Genomic DNA, 17,904 nt, shown 5'->3' with positions numbered 1-17,904 from the left:
GTTCAGGCGTGCCTGCCGGCTTCGCGCCGCGCAGCGTGCGCCACCCGGGCCTGTACATCGAAACGGAGAACACGACGTGCGATTCTTCATCACGGGGACCTTGCTGTGCGTCCTCGCGTCCACCGCGCTCGCCGGGGAACACTACATCGAGATCTGGAATCCGCCCGAGGCACGAACGCCGGGCACTCGCGCGAACAGCGCCGCAAAGAAGGCGCAGACGCATCATGGCGCGAAGCACAAGCTAGCTTCCGCCGACCGCCTCACGCCACGCAAGATCGCCGAACCGGCAGTGCGCGCGCCCACCCCCACCCTGCCCGCCGCGCCGGGCGGCGCGGGTTCGCCCGCGCGCGCCGCGCCAGGCACGGGCCGCACGCCCGTCATCCCGCCGCAAATCGGCCCCGATGGCAACGTGCTCCAGGTGAGCTACCGCGTACCGGCCGCGCGCGCGCAAATACAACCGCTCGCGCACTAAGCGGCGCCCACATGCCGCCTCGGCGCCAGGAGCGCGCCCCCGTCTCATCCCGCCTCCCCAAAAAAAACAGCCCCGTCACCGGAGAGGTGCGGGGCCGAATCCCATGTCAAGGAGATGTCATAGAGGAGACGGGTTCATCTTATCCATGCCCCGCCGCGTATCCAACCAACGGTTTCGCATATCCATATCGGGGTGCATGACGCGGCTTAACGTCGCGTCGCCGGTATATCGTTAGAACAAAAAGTCGTTTCGCGCGGCTCGGCGCGCTCTCTAATATGACGGCTTCCAGGCTACGTTTTCGAGGGCGCCCGCACGGCGTCCCTTCGCTTTTCAGGGAGCACCTTTGAGCATTTCCGATTCGCAACGCCGCCCGCTGGTGGTCGGCATCGGCGGCACGACGCGCGCCGCTTCGTCGACCGAGCGCGCGCTCGGCTTCGCGCTGCGCGGCGCCGAGCAAGCCGGCGCGCGCACGCAACTGTTCGGCGGCACGTTCCTGCACACGCTGCCGCACTACGCCCCCGAAGCATCCACGCGCACCGATGCCCAGCTCGAACTGATCGAAGCCGTGCGCGCGGCCGATGCCGTCATCATCGCGACGCCCGGCTATCACGGCGGCGTTTCCGGGCTCGTGAAGAACGCGCTCGACACGCTCGAAGAACTGCGCGCCGACGACCGCCCGTATCTGGACGGCCGCGCCGTGGGCTGCATCGTCACGGCCTACGGCTGGCAGGCCGCGGGCTCGGTGCTGACTTCGCTGCGCTCGATCGTGCATGCGCTGCGCGGCTGGCCGACGCCGTTTGGCGCGGGCATCAACACGCTCGAAACGCGCTTCGAAAGCGCGCAGCAGTGCTCCGACGCGAAAGTCGCCGAACAGCTCGCCACGGTCGGCCGCCAGGCGGCGCAGTTCGCACTCGCCTTCGGCGGCCAGCACGCTGCGCCGTCGGAGAGCGCCGTGAACGGCACGCAGACCGCGAATGCATCACTCACCGAAAAGCACCTGAGCCTCACCGTCTGACCCGCTGCCTCATCTCCCCCTTGCCCACCGCGCGCGCCGCCGAGCGAATGCGGTGCGGCAAACGTTCCCCAGCCCACATTGAACGCGCCGCGCGGCGCGTGCCACGTGCGCCATCCCACAGACGCCGCGCGCGGCCCAGTCCACATTGAAGCCGGATTCCAGCCCGCCTCATCCGGATCATCCTGCTGGCCGTTCCAGGCCGCACGTGATTTGCTTGCGACGAGTCATCGGTTCCGTCGGCACACGGCGGCCCATACGCTGATCGGTGCCGGCAAACGCGCCACATGCCGGAGCGGAGTGCCCAGAACGCAAACCCGGCAGGAAATCAGCGGTAGTCAGCAGGAAATGCGGCCATGAACACACCATTACGCTACAAGGGCTACTTCGTCGCACCCAGCGCACAGCGGCTCCCCAACGGCCTCTTTGCCGCCAATCTGACGATCGGCACGCAGCCGGGCGCGCAGCATTCGTTCGACGAGCTCGATTATTTCTTCGAGGAAAGGCACGCGCTCGCCTACGCCTGCCGCTGGGCGCGCATGTGGATCGGCCAGCAGCGCCGCTGCGCGTGACGGCGCAGACTTCCTTACGACTGTGACAGAATAGGAGTCATACCCTCTTCGCCTCCTACGCTCCATGTCCGAAACCCTGACGCATCCGGACGAAGGCGCAGCCTTCGTCTCCGACCAGGATGCCGCGCTGCGCCGCTGGACTCACGACACGCCAGGGCCCATCAGCATCGGATCGGACGAACACCGCAAGATGTTCTGCCGGATGCTGCTCGACACCCACGATCCGTACCGCCCCGCCGTGCTCGACTGGCCGAGGCTCGAGCCCGACGCGCTCAGGCGCCTCACGTCGCTGCCGATCTGGGACATCGCCGTGCAGACCGAAGGCCGCGCATCGATCCGCGTGCAGACTTACGCGCAAACCGTGAACGACCCGCTGCTGCGCGAGGCGATCGAAATGGATGCCGCCGAGGAAGCGCGCCACAAGGTCGTGCTTTCGCATCTCGTGCGCGCCTATGGCATCGAACTTGCGCCTGAACCCGTGTATCCGCCGCCCAGGAAAGTGGAATGGGCGTGGATGTTCACCGGCTATAGCGAGTGCATCGACAGCTTCTTCGCATTCGGGCTGTTTCGTTCGGCGCAGCGCTCGGGTTTCTTTCCGCAGGACCTCGTCGAGACCTTCGAGCCGGTGATCCAGGAAGAGGCGCGCCACATCCTCTTTTTCGTCAACTGGGTCGCGTGGTATCGCAAGACCATGCCGTGGTGGCGCAGACCGTGGCACTCGGTGCGCGTTGCCGCCATCTGGTTCATGCTGGTGTGGGAGCGGCTCGCGATCGCGCGCGGCATTGACGCGAACGGCGTTGCCCACGACTCGAATTTCCTGCCCGCGAACCGCGAGGTGCTGGGCAATTCGCTCAAGCCGCGCGAGATGATCGAGCTCTGCCTCAAAGAGAACGAGGAGCGCATGAGCGGCTACGACGCGCGCCTGCTGCGCCCCACGCTCGTGCCCGCGCTCGCGCGCTTCGCACTGCGCTTCATGAAGAAGTAGCGCAACAGGCGGCAATGCGGCGCGCGCATCGCCCACGGCCGCAAGGAGAAGGCTGCATGACCTGGACTGTCGACCAGCAACTGGAACTGAGCGCGACGCAAGCCGTCGAAGCCATCCGCACGGGGCAGCTCGAAGCCGCCGACTATGTCGCCACGCTGCTTGCGCGTGCGCAGGCGCTGTCCAACCTCAATGCGCTCACCGTGCTCGACGTGGAAGGCGCGCTCGCCGCCGCGCAGCGCATCGACGCGCTCGGCGCGAACGAGCGAGCGCGTCTGCCGCTCGCGGGGCTGCCCGTCGTCGTGAAGGACAACATCAATACGCGCGGACTGCAGACCTCCGCGGGTACGCCCGCGCTCGAAGGCTTCATTCCCGCGCGCCATGCGCCTTCGGTGCAGCGCCTCGTCGACGCCGGTGCGATCTTGCTCGGCAAAGCCAACATGCACGAACTCGCATTCGGCATTACGAGCACGAACCTCGCGCCGCACGCGGGCCCGGTGCGTAATCCCTGGGATCCCGAACGAATTCCCGGCGGCTCGTCGGGCGGCACGGCCGCCGCCATCGCGGCGCGCATCGCGCCCGCCGGACTCGGTACCGACACCGGCGGCTCCACGCGCATTCCCGCCGCGCTGAGCGGCATCGTCGGCATGCGCCCGAGCGTGGGCGACGGCGGCACGCAGCGTCGCTATCACGACCCGCACGCCGTCGTGCCGATCAGCCACACGCGCGACACGGTCGGGCCGATGGCGCGCACCGTCGCCGATGTCGCGCTGCTCGACGCCGTCATCACCGGGCACGGGCCGCTCGCGCAGGCCGCCGTGACGAATCTGCGCATCGGCCTGCCCGCGCCGCTCTGGGAAGGACTCGAAGCGGCGCTCGAAGACGTGGCGCGCGCCGCGCTCGCGAAGCTCGAAGCCGCGGGCGTGACGCTCGTGCCGGTCGAGATGGGCGAACTGCTCGCGCTCAACGACCGGGTGAGCTACGCGATCGCATTGCATGAGCCGATCGACGATCTACAAGCGTGGCTCGTCGCGAATCGCGCGCCCGTGCAAAGCGTGGCCGACGTCGCCACGCGCATTGCGAGCCCCGACGTGCGCGCCGCCTACGACGCGGTGCTCGCCGACGCACGCGGCGGCGACTACCAGAGCGCGATGACGGTGTGGCGCCCGCGTCTGCAACAACTGTATGCACAAACCTTCTCGGCCGGCGGCCTCGACGCGCTGATCTTTCCCACGACGCGGCTCGCCGCCGTACCGATCGACGAGATGAACGGCTCGTCTCGCGTCTCGATTGACGGCGCGACCCCGATCGACGAGATGGAGGCGTATCTGCGCAACACCGATCCCGCGAGCAACGCCGGCATTCCGGGCCTCGCGCTGCCGGCGGGTTTGATCGACGGGCGGCTGCCTGTCGGGCTGGAAATCGACGGGCCGGCCGGCGGCGACCGCAGACTGCTCGCAATAGGGCTGGCGTTCGAGGAGATTCTTGGCACACTGCCCGCGCCCGAAATTTGAGGGGACGGAAAAGCGCTGCCGTCTGTGACAAATACGCGCACTTTCCGCCGCGTTCCCCTGTCGGCGGCCGGTTGCCGACCTGCGTCATGCCGCTGAAAGCACATTTGTCGCCACGCGCCCTGACGCGCCGCTACAATGAGAACAGTTCTCATCTGTTGCAAGCCGTCCCCACTCTATGCGTCTGACCGACCTGTCCAAAGGAACGACCGCCCTCGTGGAGCGCGTCGAGGATATTCATGTGCCCGACCCGATCGCGCAACGCTTGCGCGATCTCGGCTTCGTTCCCGGCGAGCCCGTGCGCGTGGTTGCGCGCGCACCCTGGAGCGCCGACCCGCTGCTCGTGCAAATCGGCTCGACCCGCTTTGCATTGCGCCGCGCGGAAGCGCAGCGGGTAAGCGTCAAGCTGGCGGCGGCCGGAGATTCGGTGCAATGAGCCAGACTCCCGTTGCCCCGCTTCGCGTCGCACTCGTCGGCAATCCTAACTGCGGCAAGACTGCGCTCTTCAACCTGCTGACCGGCGCGCGCCAGAAGGTCGCCAACTACGCGGGCGTGACTGTCGAGCGCAAGGAAGGGCGTTTCGCCACGCCCTCGGGCCGCAGGGTACGGCTGCTCGATTTGCCCGGCGCCTACAGTCTCGAATCGACGAGCCCCGACGAGCGCGTGACGCACGACGTGCTGCGCGGCCGCTATCCGGGCGAGGCCGCGCCGGATCTGATCGTCTGCGTGGCGGACGCGACGAATCTGCGGCTGCACCTGCGCTTCGTGCTCGAAGTACAGCGCATGGGTCGGCCGATCGTCCTCGCGCTCAACATGATGGACGCCGCGAAGCGCCGCGGCATCGAAGTGAACGTCGCCGAGCTTTCGCGCCGGCTCGGCATGCCCGTGGTCGAGACCGTGGCCGTGCGGCGCGGCGGCGCACAGGCGCTCATCGAGCTGATCGACCGCACGAGCGCTGAAGCGCTGCGGGCGGGGACGAGCCGCGCGGCGGCCGGCGGCGATCTGCACGGCACCGTGCGCGAGATCCTGGCGAGCGCCGTGACGATGCCACGCGCCACCGACGCGCGCGACGACGCCATCGACCGCTTCGCGCTGCACCCTGTGATTGGTCCGCTGATTCTTGCGTTCGTGATGTTTCTCGTGTTCCAGGCCGTGTACTCGCTCGGCAAGCCGCTCACCGACGCCATCGGCGACGGCTTCGGCTGGCTTGGCGCGCTCGCCGGCGCGGCGCTGCCCGACGGCCCGCTGCGCGGCCTCGTCACCGACGCGCTGTTCGGCGGCGTAGGCACGGTGCTCGGCTTCTTGCCCGAGATTCTCGTGCTGTTCTTTTTCATCCTCGTGCTGGAGGAGTCGGGATATCTGCCGCGCGCGGCCTTCCTGCTCGACCGCATGATGGTGGCCGTGGGCCTCACGGGGCGCTCGTTCATTCCGCTGCTCTCGAGCTTCGCGTGCGCGATTCCGGGCGTGATGGGCACGCGCAGCATCTCCGATCCGCGCGACCGGCTGGCCACGATCCTCGTCGCGCCACTCATGACGTGCTCGGCGCGCCTGCCTGTGTATGCGTTGTTGATCGGCGCGTTCATTCCGCACCGGACGATCTTCGGCGTGTTCAATCTGCAGGGGCTCGTGCTTTTCGCGCTCTACGCGGCCGGCATTCTGGGCGCGATGGCCGTGGGCTGGGTCATGAAGAAGCTGCGTCGCGACCGCCGCGAGCATGCGTTGCTCATGGAACTGCCCTCGTACCGCCTGCCGCGCGCACGCGACGTCGCCATCGGGCTGTGGGAGCGCGGCGCAATCTTCCTCAAGCGCCTCACGGGCATCATCCTCGCGCTCACGGTGCTGATGTGGTTCATCTCCACGTTCCCGTCGCCGCCGCAAGGCGCGACGCTGCCCGCCATCGACTACTCCATCGCCGGCTACCTCGGCCGCGCGCTGCAGGTGCCATTCGCACCTCTCGGCTTCAACTGGCAGATGAGCCTTTCGCTGATCCCCGCATTCGCCGCGCGCGAAACGGCGGTCGCTGCGCTCGCAACGGTCTACTCGGTGGCGGGCGGCGACACCGACATCGCCGCGCTCGGCCACACGCTCGCGCAGAACTTCTCGCTCGCGAGCGCGCTCTCGCTGATGGTGTGGTTCGCGTTCGCGCCGCAATGCATGTCCACGCTTGCCGTGATTCGCCGCGAAACGCGCTCGTGGCGCGCGGTCGTGATTTCATTCGGCTACATGTTCGTCGTGGCCTACGCGGCGTCGTTCGTCACGTACCAGATCGCGAGGCACTTCGTATGAGCGCCGGACTCGTTGCGCAATATGCGGTGATCGCGACGGTCGTGGCCGCGAGCCTCGTCCATGCGCTGCGCAAGCTCGCGCCGAAAACGGCGACGCGCGCCCAGGCCGCGCTGGCCGCCACGCTGCTGCGCCCGCAGCGCGGGGGGTTCGCGCAACGCCTTGGGCGCTTCGTGCAGCCCAGGGGCGCGAGCGGCGATTGCGGCGACGGTTGCGGCACGTGCGGCACATGCGGGCCACCGCCTGCGCCAACCGGCGCTTCGAGCACGCAGCCGGTCAGGTTTCATCCGCGCCGCAGCAAGTAGCCCGGCCGCAGCGTCGAGCAAGCGGCTGTCACGGTCGGTACGCTACACTGCGCGCAACGTCGCGCTGCGGCGCGTTTCATCGAACCCACTCAGACACTTTGCGCCGATGCGATCCTTGCGCGTTGCCCCTTTCATGCGGATGTCCCGGCTCGTTCTGGCCACGGCGGCACTCGTTGCGCTCGCCGCCACCGGCGCCTGCGTGCGCCTCTCCGCAGTCGACTCCGATGGTCTCTGGAAAGTCGTCGGCGGCCAGTGCGTGCCCAACATGCGGGACAAGGGGCAGCCCGGCCCATGCACCACGGTCGACTTCCAGAAGCGCTATGCCGTGCTCAAGGACATCGCCGGCCGCGCTCAGTATCTGCTGATTCCGACCGATCGCGTCTCCGGTATCGAGAGCCCCGAGATTCTCTACGGCGGCGCGCCCGAATACTGGGTTGGCGCATGGGGAGCGGGGCACCTCGTGGAAGCGAAACTCGGCGTGCCACTCGCCGGCAATCAGCTCGGCCTCGAGATCAATTCCTCGCAGCGCCGCACGCAGAACCAGTTACACATCCACGTCGATTGCCTGCGCCCCGACATCACGAACGCGCTAACCGCGTTCAGCGACGTCGCGCCGGGCGCATGGCGCTGGACCACGCTCGACGGCTCGCGCTACCGCGTCACGCGCGTGACGAGCCTGTCGAGCCGCGACAATCCGTTTCGCGTAGTCGAGCGCGATCTTGGCCCGAAGCAGAGCATGGCCGCGCAGACGATACTCGTAACGGGTGCAGGCCCCGATACACAGCGCGACGGCTGGCTCGTCGTCAACAGCGGGCTCGACGTGGACGGCGGCACGGGCACCGCCGAAGGTCTGCTAGACCACGCGTGCAGCCTTGCGCGGGCGAAGAACGCCTCGCAATAGGAATCAGGCTGTCTCGTCCTCGCGCGCGACGCTCACGAGCCGGCGGCGAACCAGGTTGAGGAAACGACCGGCGAGGTCAGCGCCGTTATCCACGGCCAATTGCTTCCTTGCCTGCGCCGTCTTCGCGCCGTACCGCAGAAAAACGGCGGGCCGGGCGAGTCCCGCCCCATCGAGATCGGGTCTGGACGGGGCGGGGACGGTCGCTCAGGAAAGATCGAAGCGATCGAGGTTCATCACCTTGACCCAGGCGCCAACGAAGTCGCGCACGAACTTCTCCTGCGCATCGTCGCTCGCGTACACCTCGCTCAGCGCACGCAGTTGGGAATGCGAACCGAATACGAGATCCACGCGGGTGCCTGTCCATTTCGGCGTACCCGTCTTGCGGTCGCTACCCTGAAACACGTCGTTCGCATCGGAAAGCGGCTTCCATTGCGTGCTCATGTCGAGCAGATTGCGGAAGAAGTCGTTGGTGAGCACGCCTGGACGATCGGTGAAGACGCCGTGAGTGTCCTTGCCCGCCGCGACGCCCAACACGCGCAACCCGCCGATCAGCACTGTCATCTCCGGCGCGGTGAGCGTAAGCAGTTGCGCCTTGTCGATCAGCAGCGCTTCGGCCGACGCCGGGAACTTGCGCTGGAGATAATTGCGAAAGCCATCGGCACGCGGTTCGAGCACTGCCGTCGAAACCACATCTGTCTGCTCCTGCGAAGCATCCATGCGGCCCGGCGTGAACGGCACGCTGATCTTGTGGCCGGCCTCCTGCGCCGCCTGCTCGATGCCCACGCCGCCGGCCAGCACGATCAGGTCGGCCAGCGACACCTTCTTGCCGCCCGATTGCGCGCCGTTGAACTCCGACTGAATGCCTTCGAGCACCGCGAGCACCTTCGCAAGCTGCCCGGGCTGATTGACGGCCCAGTCCTTCTGCGGCGCGAGGCGAATGCGTGCGCCATTGGCGCCGCCGCGTTTATCGGACCCGCGAAACGTCGATGCAGAAGCCCATGCCGTCGACACCAACTCGCCAACGGACAAGCCCGAAGCCGCGATTTTCTGCTTGAGCGACACCATGTCCTGCTCGTTGACGAGCGGATGATCGACGGCCGGAATCGGGTCTTGCCAGATCAGTTCTTCTTTCGGCACCTCCGGCCCGAGGTAGCGCGCACGCGGGCCCATGTCGCGATGCGTGAGCTTGAACCATGCGCGCGCGAAGGCATCGGCGAACTCGGCGGGATGCTCCATGAACCGGCGCGAAATTCTTTCGTAATCCGGATCGAAGCGCAGCGAGAGGTCCGTGGTCAACATCGTCGGGCGCAGCTTCTTCGACGGATCGTGGGCGTGCGGTATGGTCTCGCCACCATCTTTCGCGACCCACTGGTGCGCCCCTGCGGGGCTCCTGGTCAGCTCCCATTCGTGGCCGAACAGGTTCTGGAAGAAGCCCATGCCCCACTGCGTGGGCGTGCTCGTCCAGGTCACTTCCAGGCCGCTCGTGATTGTGTCCCCGCCCATGCCGCTACCAAAACTGCTCTTCCAGCCAAGGCCCATGTTTTCGAGGCCCGCAGCTTCGGGTTCGGGGCCTACGTTGTCGGCCGGACCGGCGCCGTGCGTCTTGCCGAAAGTATGACCGCCTGCGATCAGCGCGACGGTTTCCTCGTCGTTCATCGCCATGCGGCCGAACGTATCCCGAATATCGTGCGCCGCCGCAAGCGGATCGGGATTGCCGTCCGGCCCTTCCGGGTTCACGTAGATCAGCCCCATTTGCACCGCGCCAAGCGGATTCTCCAGGTTGCGCCCGCTGTCCGTTCGACTCTGTTCGCTGCCGTGCAGATCTTCGTCGGCAACGATCACGCCTTCGTCGTCGTTACCGGCCGCACCCTTGCCGTAGCGCAGGTCGCCGCCCAGCCAGGTTTTCTCGTTGCCCCAGTAAACGTCCTGATCCGGTTCCCACGTGTCCTCACGGCCGCCCGCGAAACCGAAGGTCTTGAAGCCCATCGTTTCTAGCGCAACGTTCCCGGCGAGGATCAGCAGGTCGGCCCATGAAATATTCTGGCCGTACTTCTGCTTGACGGGCCACAGCAGACGGCGGGCCTTGTCGAGACTCACGTTGTCGGGCCAGCTGTTGAGCGGCGCAAAACGCTGCTGACCGCGCCCGCCACCGCCGCGGCCGTCGCCGATGCGGTAGGTGCCGGCGCTGTGCCACGCCATGCGGATGAACAGCGGGCCGTAATGGCCGAAGTCCGCAGGCCACCAGTCCTGCGAGTCGGTCATGAGCGCCGCGAGATCCTTCTTCACGGCGGCGAGGTCGAGGCGTTTGAAGGCCTCGGCGTAATCGAACTCCTTGTCGAGCGGATTGGATTTGCTGGAATGCTGGCTCAGCAAATCGACCCGCAACTGCTTCGGCCACCAGTCGCGGTTCGTGGTGCCACCGCCTGCGGCATGGTTGAACGGACACTTCGCTTCAGTCGACATAGGCACCTCCGGGAGAGAACATGGCGAACGAACATCGTGCGCGGAAAGCTTGCAGGCAAAAGGCGTTCATATTGCCGACCACGCGAACCGGCGATCACATCTTTTGCGTTTTATGCGTATTCCTGATGGCGCAGGCGCGGGACGCCGGGAGTTTGCAGACATGCGTCATTCAGGCAGGCGCGAACGACGCATCGTCAATATATGGCAGACCGGGAAGACATTGAATGAGATTGTGCCAATGCCATCGATAGACGAGTTCTATACCACAACGCGGCACTTTGGCGGCGGCCCGCCGACAAGCCAGATAACTTCCGGCGAGTTTGCGCAGCCAGCCGCGCGACGGCGCCAGGACACGCGAGGACGCTAGTGCGCCAGCCCGGTCACGGGGGTAGCAGGCTGATTGAGCGCCTCGCCCGTGGTCCAGACAGCCGGTTGCGCGCCGCCCAGACGCTCGCGCAACCACGCATCGAACGTTTCGTGCAGTTCCGCATGCCGCAGCGCGAAATCGACGGTCGCCTGTACGTAACCCAGCTTGGTGCCGCAGTCATAGCGCTTCCCCACGAACTCGTACGCCAGCACCTGTTCCTCCATGCGCATCAAATGAATCGCGGACGTCAATTGAATCTCGCCATTCAAGTCCGGTTTCAGCGAGCGCAAATGTCCGAAGATGCTGGGCATGAGCACATAACGTCCGGCAACGCCGAAACGGGACGGCGCGAGTTCCGGCGACGGCTTCTCGACAATGCGGCTCACGCTGATGACGCGCTCGTCCCAGTGGCGGCCATCGATTACGCCGTGACTCGTCGATTCGCATGATTCGAATTCCTCGACAGCAAGAACCGACGAATCGTAATGGCTGAATATATGCACCATCTGCGCGAGGATCGGCGGCGTTCCATCGAGCAGATCGTCAGCGAGCACGACCGCGAACGGCTCGTCGCCAATGAGCTTTTCCGCGCAGAGCACCGCATGACCAAGACCAAGGGGCTCGGCTTGCCGAACGTAGATGCACTCGACGTGGGAGGGCTTGATGCTCTGCACGAGCCCGACGAGATCCTGTTTGCCCCGCGCCTTCAGTACTTGTTCGACTTCGTAGGATTTGTCGAAATGATCTTCGATGACGCGCTTTCCCCGGCCCGTTACGAAAATCAGCTCGGTAATGCCCGCGCCGATCGCTTCCTCAACGGCGTATTGAATGAGCGGCTTGTCGATCACCGGCAGCATTTCCTTCGGACTCGCCTTCGTTGCCGGAAGAAAACTCGTATCGATCCCCGCCACCGGGAATACGGCTTTACGAACACCAAGCATGATGACCTCACCTTGACGAACGGGATGTGTATCCGACCCCGGATTCCCACGCGGCGATCCTTTGGGCGGCAGCGCGCCACAAGGTTCGACCCGAAAAGTCTGCCCCGAAAAACCGCCTACATGATGGCATTGTTTCTCCGCGAAGTGCGCGCTGTTCGATCCGGTCCCCGACGAATTGCCTGCGAAAAAAAGGGCGCTCCGCCAAACGAAGCGCCCCAGGGCACAACTTCACATCGCGATCCAGCCTCAGGAAGGCTGCGAGGCGCGTATTGAACCATGCGTCATGCGGCTTCCAGCACCAGCAATTGCGCGCCATCCGCCACCTGGTCCCCGACGCCGTACAATACTTCGGTTACCTTACCGGCCGTTGGCGCACCGATGGTGTGCTCCATTTTCATCGCCTCCATGACGATGAGCGGGGCGCCCTTTTCGACTATCGCGCCAGGCTCGACCAGCACGGCGATCACCTTGCCCGGCATCGGCGCGGTCAAACGGCCTTCGCCGTGCTCCGCGTCGGCCGCGTGCGCGAGCAGGTTCTGCCACTCGAACGCCATTGCGGCGCCAAGGCAAAACACGTGAAATACATCGCCGTCGATGAAGACGCGTCCTGTCACGCGCCGCTCGTCAAGGGTTGCGCCGTATTCATCCGCGCCCTGCCCGCGCCACCACGTATATCGCGCCCCATGTCCCGCATAGGCCAGCGTCTGTTCGCCGCCATCGTGCGTATGCGCCACCGTGAACGCCGTATCGCTTTCCACGTCGCGCCATGCGAGCGATTGTGCAAAGCCGCTGTTCAACCGCCAATGCGAAAGCGCCTGCCACGGCGAGGTCCCCGCTGACGCATCCACTACCGCGCCACCTTCCCGCCCAAGCAGCGCCGCGCACGCAAGCGCGAGCGCCTCGCGAACCGGCTTTTGATGCGGCGCGAACAATGCGTCGTGGTTCCGCTCGATCAAGCCCGTGTCGAGATCGGCGTTCGCGAACGGCTCACAAGTCACGAGCCTGTGCAGGAACTCGACATTCGTATGCGGCCCCACCACCTCGCACGCTTCGAGCGCGCGCTCCATGCGCGCCAGCGCTTCTTCGCGCGTGGCGCCGTGCACGATCAGCTTCGCGATCATCGGGTCGTAGAACGGCGTGATGGTGTCGCCCTCGCGCACGCCGCTGTCGATGCGCACGCCCGCGCGTTGCCCCGCATCGCCCAGCCGGAACTCGACGCCCTCGGGCATGCGCAGATGCTTGAGCGTGCCTGTGGACGGCAGGAAGCCGCGCGCCGGATTTTCCGCGTAGATGCGCGCTTCGAGCGCGTGCCCCGTGACCAGGAGTTGCGACTGGTCGAGCGGCAACGGTTCGCCCGCTGCCACGCGCAACTGCCATTCGACGAGATCGAGCCCGGTGACCATTTCCGTCACCGGATGCTCGACCTGCAGGCGCGTATTCATCTCCATGAAGTAGAAATCGGCCCCCGTCATGATGAATTCGACGGTGCCCGCGCCTACGTAGTGCACCGCACGCGCCGCGGCCACGGCCGCCTCGCCCATCGCGTGGCGCACCTGGTCCTGCAGCCCGGGGGCGGGCGCTTCCTCGAGTACCTTCTGGTGACGGCGCTGCACCGAGCAATCGCGATCGAACAGGTAGACGGCGCCGCCGTGCCTGTCCGCGAACACCTGCACCTCGACGTGGCGCGGCCGCATGAGGTACTTCTCGATCAGCACGCGGTCGTTGCCGAAGCTGCTTGCTGCCTCGCGCTTGCATGAGGCGAGCGCCGCCGCAAAGTCCTCGCTGCGCTCGACCACGCGCATGCCCTTGCCGCCGCCGCCCGCGCTCGCCTTGAGCAGCACGGGGTAGCCCATTGCATCGGCTTCGCGTTGCAGGAGCGCCGGGTCCTGGTCGTCGCCGTGGTAGCCGGGCACGAGCGGCACCGCTGCTGCGTGCATCAGAGCCTTGGCGGCCGCCTTCGAACCCATCGCGGCGATCGCCTCGACCGGCGGCCCGATGAACACGATGCCGGCCGCTTCGCATGCGCGGGCGAAGTCTTCGTTCTCCGAAAGAAAGCCATAGCCCGGGTGAATGGCCTGCGCACCCGTTGCGCGCGCGGCTTCGATGATGCGCTCGATGCGCAGATAGCTTTGCGCGGCGGCGGCCTCGCCGATGTGCACGGCCTCGTCGCAGGCTGCGACGTGCTTGGCGTTTGCGTCGGCGTCCGAATACACGGCCACGCTCTTCACGCCGAGCCGCCGGCAAGTGGCCGCCACCCGGCAAGCAATTTCGCCCCGGTTGGCGATCAGGATCTTGTTGAACATGTAGTGTCCTCGCTATATCGCTGCGTGGCTTTATTCGGTACGCCAGCGCGGCGTGCGCTTTTCAAGGAACGACGACACGCCGTCGCGCCCTTCCTCGCTCGCGCGAATACGCGCGATGCGAACGGCGGTGTCTTCGATCAGGGCGTCATCGATCGTCTGGCCCGCCACGTCCTGCACGAGTTGCTTGCACTCGCGCACGGCGTTCGGGCTGTTCGCGCAAAGCGTTTCGGTGATACGTTGCACGGTCGCGTCGAGTTCTTCCGCGCTCACGGCTTCGCTGACGAGGCCCAGCCGCAACGCGGTCGCACAATCGAACGCTTCGGCCGTGACGAAGTAGCGGCGCGAAGCCTGCTCGCCAAGCGCGCGAATCACGTATGGCGCGATCGTGGCGGGCATCAGGCCGAGGCGTGCTTCGGAAAGGCAGAAGTGTGCGCTTTCGGCGGCCACCACGATATCGGCGGCGCACAAGAGGCCCATGCCGCCCGCGTAGGCGTCGCCATGCACGCGCGCGACCACGGGCTTCGGGCAGCGATAGATGGCCGAAAGCATATGCGCGAGACGCAGCGCGTCCTCCCGATTCTCCTCGTCCGAGTAGCCGGCCATCTTGCGCATCCAGTTCAGGTCGGCGCCTGCGCAAAAGGCCTTGCCGTTGCCCGCAAGCACGATTGCGCGCACGTCGTCGCGCGCGCCAAGCGCCGTGAAGGCCGCCGTCACGTCCGCGATCATCGTTTCATTGAATGCGTTACGCACCTCGGGGCGATTGAGCGTGAGCGTCGCCACGTGTCCGGCGACTTCCACGATGAGCGTTTCGTAGTGCATCGTCCTCTCCCGTCACATACGGAACACGCCGAAACGCGTGTCCCCGATCGGCGCGTTCATCGTCGCCGAAAGGCCGAGGCCGAGCACGTCGCGCGTTTGTGCGGGGTCGATCACGCCGTCGTCCCACAGACGCGCGCTCGCGTAGTATGGATGACCCTGGCGCTCGTATTGATCGCGAATCGGCTGCTTGAATGCGTCTTCTTCCTCGGCGCTCCACGAGCCGCCTTTCGCTTCGATGCCATCGCGGCGCACCGTCGCGAGCACGGAAGCGGCCTGCTCGCCGCCCATCACGGAAATGCGTGCGTTCGGCCACATCCAGAGAAAACGTGGCGAATAGGCTCGGCCGCACATGCCGTAATTGCCCGCGCCGAACGAACCGCCGATGATGACCGTGAACTTCGGCACTTTTGCGGTCGCCACCGCCGTCACCATCTTCGCGCCATTGCGCGCAATACCCTCGTTCTCGTATTTGCGGCCCACCATGAAACCCGTGATGTTCTGCAGAAACACGAGCGGAATCTTGCGCTGGCAGCAAAGCTCGATGAAGTGCGTGCCCTTCAGCGCCGATTCGGAGAACAGAATACCGTTGTTCGCGACGATGCCAACCGGATGGCCCCAGATGTGCGCGAAGCCGGTAACGAGCGTGGTGCCGTAGCGCGCCTTGAACTCGTCGAAGGCCGAGTCGTCGACGATGCGCGCGATCACCTCGCGCACGTCGAAGGGCTTGCGCGTGTCGACGGGAATCACGCCGTACAGGCTCTTTGCTTCGTAGCGCGGCGGCAGCGGGTCGCGCAGCACCACGGGCGGCGTTTTCGCGCGATTCAGATTGCCGACGATCGAGCGCGCGATCGCGAGCGCATGCGCGTCGTTCTGCGCGAGATGATCGGCCACGCCGGAAAGGCGCGTGTGCACGTCGCCTCCGCCCAAGTCTTCGGCGCTCACTTCCTCGCCCGTCGCGGCCTTCACGAGCGGCGGGCCGCCGAGGAAAATCGTGCCCTGGTTCTTCACGATGATCGACTCGTCGCTCATGGCCGGCACATAGGCGCCGCCGGCCGTGCATGAGCCCATCACCACGGCGATTTGCGGAATGCCCTGCGAAGAGAGATTCGCCTGGTTGTAGAAAATGCGGCCGAAGTGATCGCGGTCCGGAAACACCTCGTCCTGATTCGGCAGATTCGCGCCGCCCGAATCGACGAGATACACGCAAGGCAGATTGTTTTCCTGCGCGATTTCCTGTGCGCGCACATGCTTCTTCACGGTGACCGGATAGTACGTGCCGCCCTTCACCGTGGCGTCGTTGCAGACGATCACGCACTCTTGCCCGGCAATGCGGCCGATGCCCGTGATGATGCCTCCGCCCGGCGCGTCGTCGTTGTACATGCCGTAGGCGGCGAGTTGCGAAAACTCCAGAAACGGCGTACCCGGATCGAGCAATTGCGCGATACGGTCGCGCGGCAGCAGCTTGCCGCGCGAGAGATGCTTGTCGCGCGCGGCCTCGCCTCCGCCAAGCGAAAGCTTCCGGATTTTCTCGCGCAGGTCCGCGACGAGCGCCTCAAGTGCCGCGGTATTTGCCTTGAAGTCTTCCGAGCGCGGATTGAGCTTCGATTCGATGACCGGCATCCCGTCCTCCCTCAAATGACTTAGGATTACATTGTTTCCGCGAACAGTTCGCGGCCGATCAACATGCGGCGAATCTCACTCGTGCCCGCACCGATTTCGTAGAGCTTCGCGTCGCGCCAGAGACGCCCCACCGGATACTCGTTGATATAGCCATTGCCGCCGAGGATCTGGATTGCCTCGCCTGCCATCCACGTGGCCTTCTCGGCCGTATAGAGAATCACACCCGCGCAGTCCTTGCGCACCTGGCGCACGTGGTCCTTGCCGAGCGTGTCGAGCTGGCGCCCCACCGCGTAGAGATACGCGCGGCACGCCTGATAGGTCGTATAGAGGTCAGCGACCTTGCCTTGAATGAGCTGGAACTCGCCGATGGCCTGGCCGAACTGCTTGCGGTCATGGATATACGGCACGACGGCGTCCATGACCGCGGCCATGATGCCGGTCGGCCCGCCGGCGAGCACGGCGCGTTCGTAATCGAGCCCGCTCATCAGCACCTTCACGCCGCCGTTGAGCTGGCCAAGGATGTTTTCTTCGGGCACTTCGACGTCCTGAAACACGAGTTCGCCCGTATGCGAACCGCGCATGCCGAGCTTGTCGAGTTTCTGCGCAACGGAAAAGCCCTTCATGCCCTTCTCGACGATGAACGCCGTAATGCCGCGCGCCCCCGCTTCGGGCTCCGTTTTCGCGTACACGACGAGGGTGTCGCAGTCCGGGCCATTGGTGATCCACATTTTCGTGCCGTTGAGCACATAGCGGTCGCCCTTCTTTTCGGCGCGCAGCTTCATGCTGACCACGTCCGAACCCGCGTTGGGCTCGCTCATGGCGAGCGCGCCGATGTGCTCGCCCGAAACAAGCTTCGGCAGGTACTTGCGCTTTTGCGCCTCGGTGCCGTTGCGGTGGATCTGGTTCACGCAGAGATTCGAATGCGCTCCGTACGAAAGACCGACCGACGCGGACGCGCGCGAGATCTCCTCCATCGCGACCATGTGCGCCGTATAGCCCATGTTCGCGCCGCCGTATTCCTCGGAAACCGTCATGCCGAGCACGCCGAGATCGCCGAACTTGCGCCAGAGTTCCATCGGGAACTGGTCGCTGCGGTCGATTTCGGCCGCGCGCGGCGCGATTTCCTTCGCCGCAAAGCCGGCAATGCTGTCGCGCAGCATTTCGGCTTCTTCACCGAGCGGGAACTGCAAACCGGGTACGTTGCTCATCAGTGTCTCCAGGTGTTCATAGAACCGGGCCGTGCTTCGCCCCATGGACGCACATTTCACGCCACATTTACGTTAACGTCAATAGGTATTTCTGAGTGATGCTCAAGTTCTAATATGCGCGAAATTTCCTTGTATCACGGCGAAT

Annotated in this window: 15 protein-coding genes; 9 read left to right on the top strand and 6 right to left on the bottom strand. The window is 65.6% G+C overall.

Annotation, left to right across the window (positions count from 1 at the left end):
- Nucleotides 1-76: 76 nt before the first annotated feature.
- The 9 genes from BLU17_RS07220 (at nt 77) to BLU17_RS07180 (ending at nt 8,038) form a co-directional block, all read left to right on the top strand.
- Nucleotides 77-472: a hypothetical protein gene (locus BLU17_RS07220; protein WP_245746751.1), complete on the top strand. Its 396-nt coding sequence runs from the start codon at nt 77-79 to the stop codon at nt 470-472.
- Between the two features lie 343 nt (nt 473-815).
- Nucleotides 816-1,487: an NADPH-dependent FMN reductase gene (locus BLU17_RS07215; protein WP_091996027.1), complete on the top strand. Its 672-nt coding sequence runs from the start codon at nt 816-818 to the stop codon at nt 1,485-1,487.
- Nucleotides 1,488-1,840: 353 nt separating this feature from the next.
- The gene (locus BLU17_RS07210) at nt 1,841-2,056 is read left to right on the top strand and encodes a transcriptional regulator (RefSeq protein ID WP_091996026.1); all 216 of its coding nucleotides are present in this window, start codon (nt 1,841-1,843) and stop codon (nt 2,054-2,056) included.
- Between the two features lie 64 nt (nt 2,057-2,120).
- On the top strand, nt 2,121-3,041 hold the full coding sequence (locus BLU17_RS07205; protein ID WP_091996025.1) for an aminomethyltransferase: 921 nt from the start codon (nt 2,121-2,123) through the stop codon (nt 3,039-3,041).
- 56 nt (nt 3,042-3,097) lie between these two features.
- Nucleotides 3,098-4,552, top strand: a complete 1,455-nt coding sequence (gene iaaH / locus BLU17_RS07200; RefSeq protein ID WP_091996024.1) for an indoleacetamide hydrolase — start codon at nt 3,098-3,100, stop codon at nt 4,550-4,552.
- A gap of 175 nt (nt 4,553-4,727) precedes the next feature.
- Entirely contained in the window at nt 4,728-4,985 is a 258-nt protein-coding gene (locus BLU17_RS07195) for a FeoA family protein (protein WP_091996023.1), read from the top strand.
- Complete coding sequence (feoB, locus tag BLU17_RS07190) at nt 4,982-6,835, top strand: ferrous iron transporter B (protein ID WP_091996022.1); 1,854 nt, start codon at nt 4,982-4,984, stop codon at nt 6,833-6,835. Before BLU17_RS07195 ends, feoB begins: the two co-directional genes overlap by 4 nt.
- The gene (locus BLU17_RS07185) at nt 6,832-7,137 is read left to right on the top strand and encodes a DUF6587 family protein (RefSeq protein WP_091996021.1); all 306 of its coding nucleotides are present in this window, start codon (nt 6,832-6,834) and stop codon (nt 7,135-7,137) included. The genes feoB and BLU17_RS07185 overlap by 4 nt, the downstream gene beginning before the upstream one ends.
- A gap of 139 nt (nt 7,138-7,276) precedes the next feature.
- Nucleotides 7,277-8,038, top strand: coding sequence for a CDP-diacylglycerol diphosphatase (locus tag BLU17_RS07180; protein WP_245746750.1), 762 nt, complete (start codon nt 7,277-7,279; stop codon nt 8,036-8,038).
- A 204-nt stretch (nt 8,039-8,242) separates the two neighbouring features.
- Here the strand turns inward: BLU17_RS07180 and katG are convergent, their stop codons facing one another.
- The 6 genes from katG to BLU17_RS07150 all read right to left on the bottom strand — a co-directional run bounded on the left by katG (nt 8,243) and on the right by BLU17_RS07150 (nt 17,759).
- Nucleotides 8,243-10,501, bottom strand: coding sequence for a catalase/peroxidase HPI (gene katG, locus BLU17_RS07175; RefSeq protein WP_091996019.1), 2,259 nt, complete (start codon nt 10,499-10,501; stop codon nt 8,243-8,245).
- A gap of 363 nt (nt 10,502-10,864) precedes the next feature.
- Entirely contained in the window at nt 10,865-11,809 is a 945-nt protein-coding gene (gene galU / locus BLU17_RS07170) for a UTP--glucose-1-phosphate uridylyltransferase GalU (protein ID WP_091996018.1), read from the bottom strand.
- A gap of 281 nt (nt 11,810-12,090) precedes the next feature.
- On the bottom strand, nt 12,091-14,112 hold the full coding sequence (locus BLU17_RS07165; protein WP_091996017.1) for an acetyl/propionyl/methylcrotonyl-CoA carboxylase subunit alpha: 2,022 nt from the start codon (nt 14,110-14,112) through the stop codon (nt 12,091-12,093).
- A 30-nt stretch (nt 14,113-14,142) separates the two neighbouring features.
- Entirely contained in the window at nt 14,143-14,931 is a 789-nt protein-coding gene (locus BLU17_RS07160) for an enoyl-CoA hydratase/isomerase family protein (protein WP_091996016.1), read from the bottom strand.
- A gap of 12 nt (nt 14,932-14,943) precedes the next feature.
- Nucleotides 14,944-16,551: a carboxyl transferase domain-containing protein gene (locus BLU17_RS07155; RefSeq protein ID WP_091996015.1), complete on the bottom strand. Its 1,608-nt coding sequence runs from the start codon at nt 16,549-16,551 to the stop codon at nt 14,944-14,946.
- A gap of 26 nt (nt 16,552-16,577) precedes the next feature.
- On the bottom strand, nt 16,578-17,759 hold the full coding sequence (locus tag BLU17_RS07150; protein WP_091996014.1) for an isovaleryl-CoA dehydrogenase: 1,182 nt from the start codon (nt 17,757-17,759) through the stop codon (nt 16,578-16,580).
- Nucleotides 17,760-17,904 lie beyond the last annotated feature (145 nt).

Source organism: Paraburkholderia lycopersici (genome assembly GCF_900096975.1).
GTDB lineage: Bacteria > Pseudomonadota > Gammaproteobacteria > Burkholderiales > Burkholderiaceae > Paraburkholderia > Paraburkholderia lycopersici.
Note: the sequence above shows the minus strand (reverse complement) of the source record. Positions and strands in the feature narration are given on the sequence as shown.

Excerpts from the sequence above, each read along its gene's own strand:
- BLU17_RS07155 (WP_091996015.1), bottom strand. The coding sequence starts at position 16,551 with ATGCCGGTCATCGAATCGAAGCTCAATCCGCGCTCGGAAGACTTCAAG.
- BLU17_RS07165 (WP_091996017.1), bottom strand. The coding sequence starts at position 14,112 with ATGTTCAACAAGATCCTGATCGCCAACCGGGGCGAAATTGCTTGCCGG.
- BLU17_RS07185 (WP_091996021.1), top strand. The coding sequence starts at position 6,832 with ATGAGCGCCGGACTCGTTGCGCAATATGCGGTGATCGCGACGGTCGTG.
- galU (WP_091996018.1), bottom strand. The coding sequence starts at position 11,809 with ATGCTTGGTGTTCGTAAAGCCGTATTCCCGGTGGCGGGGATCGATACG.
- BLU17_RS07210 (WP_091996026.1), top strand. The coding sequence starts at position 1,841 with ATGAACACACCATTACGCTACAAGGGCTACTTCGTCGCACCCAGCGCA.
- BLU17_RS07180 (WP_245746750.1), top strand. The coding sequence starts at position 7,277 with ATGTCCCGGCTCGTTCTGGCCACGGCGGCACTCGTTGCGCTCGCCGCC.
- BLU17_RS07195 (WP_091996023.1), top strand. The coding sequence starts at position 4,728 with ATGCGTCTGACCGACCTGTCCAAAGGAACGACCGCCCTCGTGGAGCGC.
- katG (WP_091996019.1), bottom strand. The coding sequence starts at position 10,501 with ATGTCGACTGAAGCGAAGTGTCCGTTCAACCATGCCGCAGGCGGTGGC.
- iaaH (WP_091996024.1), top strand. The coding sequence starts at position 3,098 with ATGACCTGGACTGTCGACCAGCAACTGGAACTGAGCGCGACGCAAGCC.
- BLU17_RS07205 (WP_091996025.1), top strand. The coding sequence starts at position 2,121 with ATGTCCGAAACCCTGACGCATCCGGACGAAGGCGCAGCCTTCGTCTCC.
- feoB (WP_091996022.1), top strand. The coding sequence starts at position 4,982 with ATGAGCCAGACTCCCGTTGCCCCGCTTCGCGTCGCACTCGTCGGCAAT.
- BLU17_RS07160 (WP_091996016.1), bottom strand. The coding sequence starts at position 14,931 with ATGCACTACGAAACGCTCATCGTGGAAGTCGCCGGACACGTGGCGACG.
- BLU17_RS07150 (WP_091996014.1), bottom strand. The coding sequence starts at position 17,759 with ATGAGCAACGTACCCGGTTTGCAGTTCCCGCTCGGTGAAGAAGCCGAA.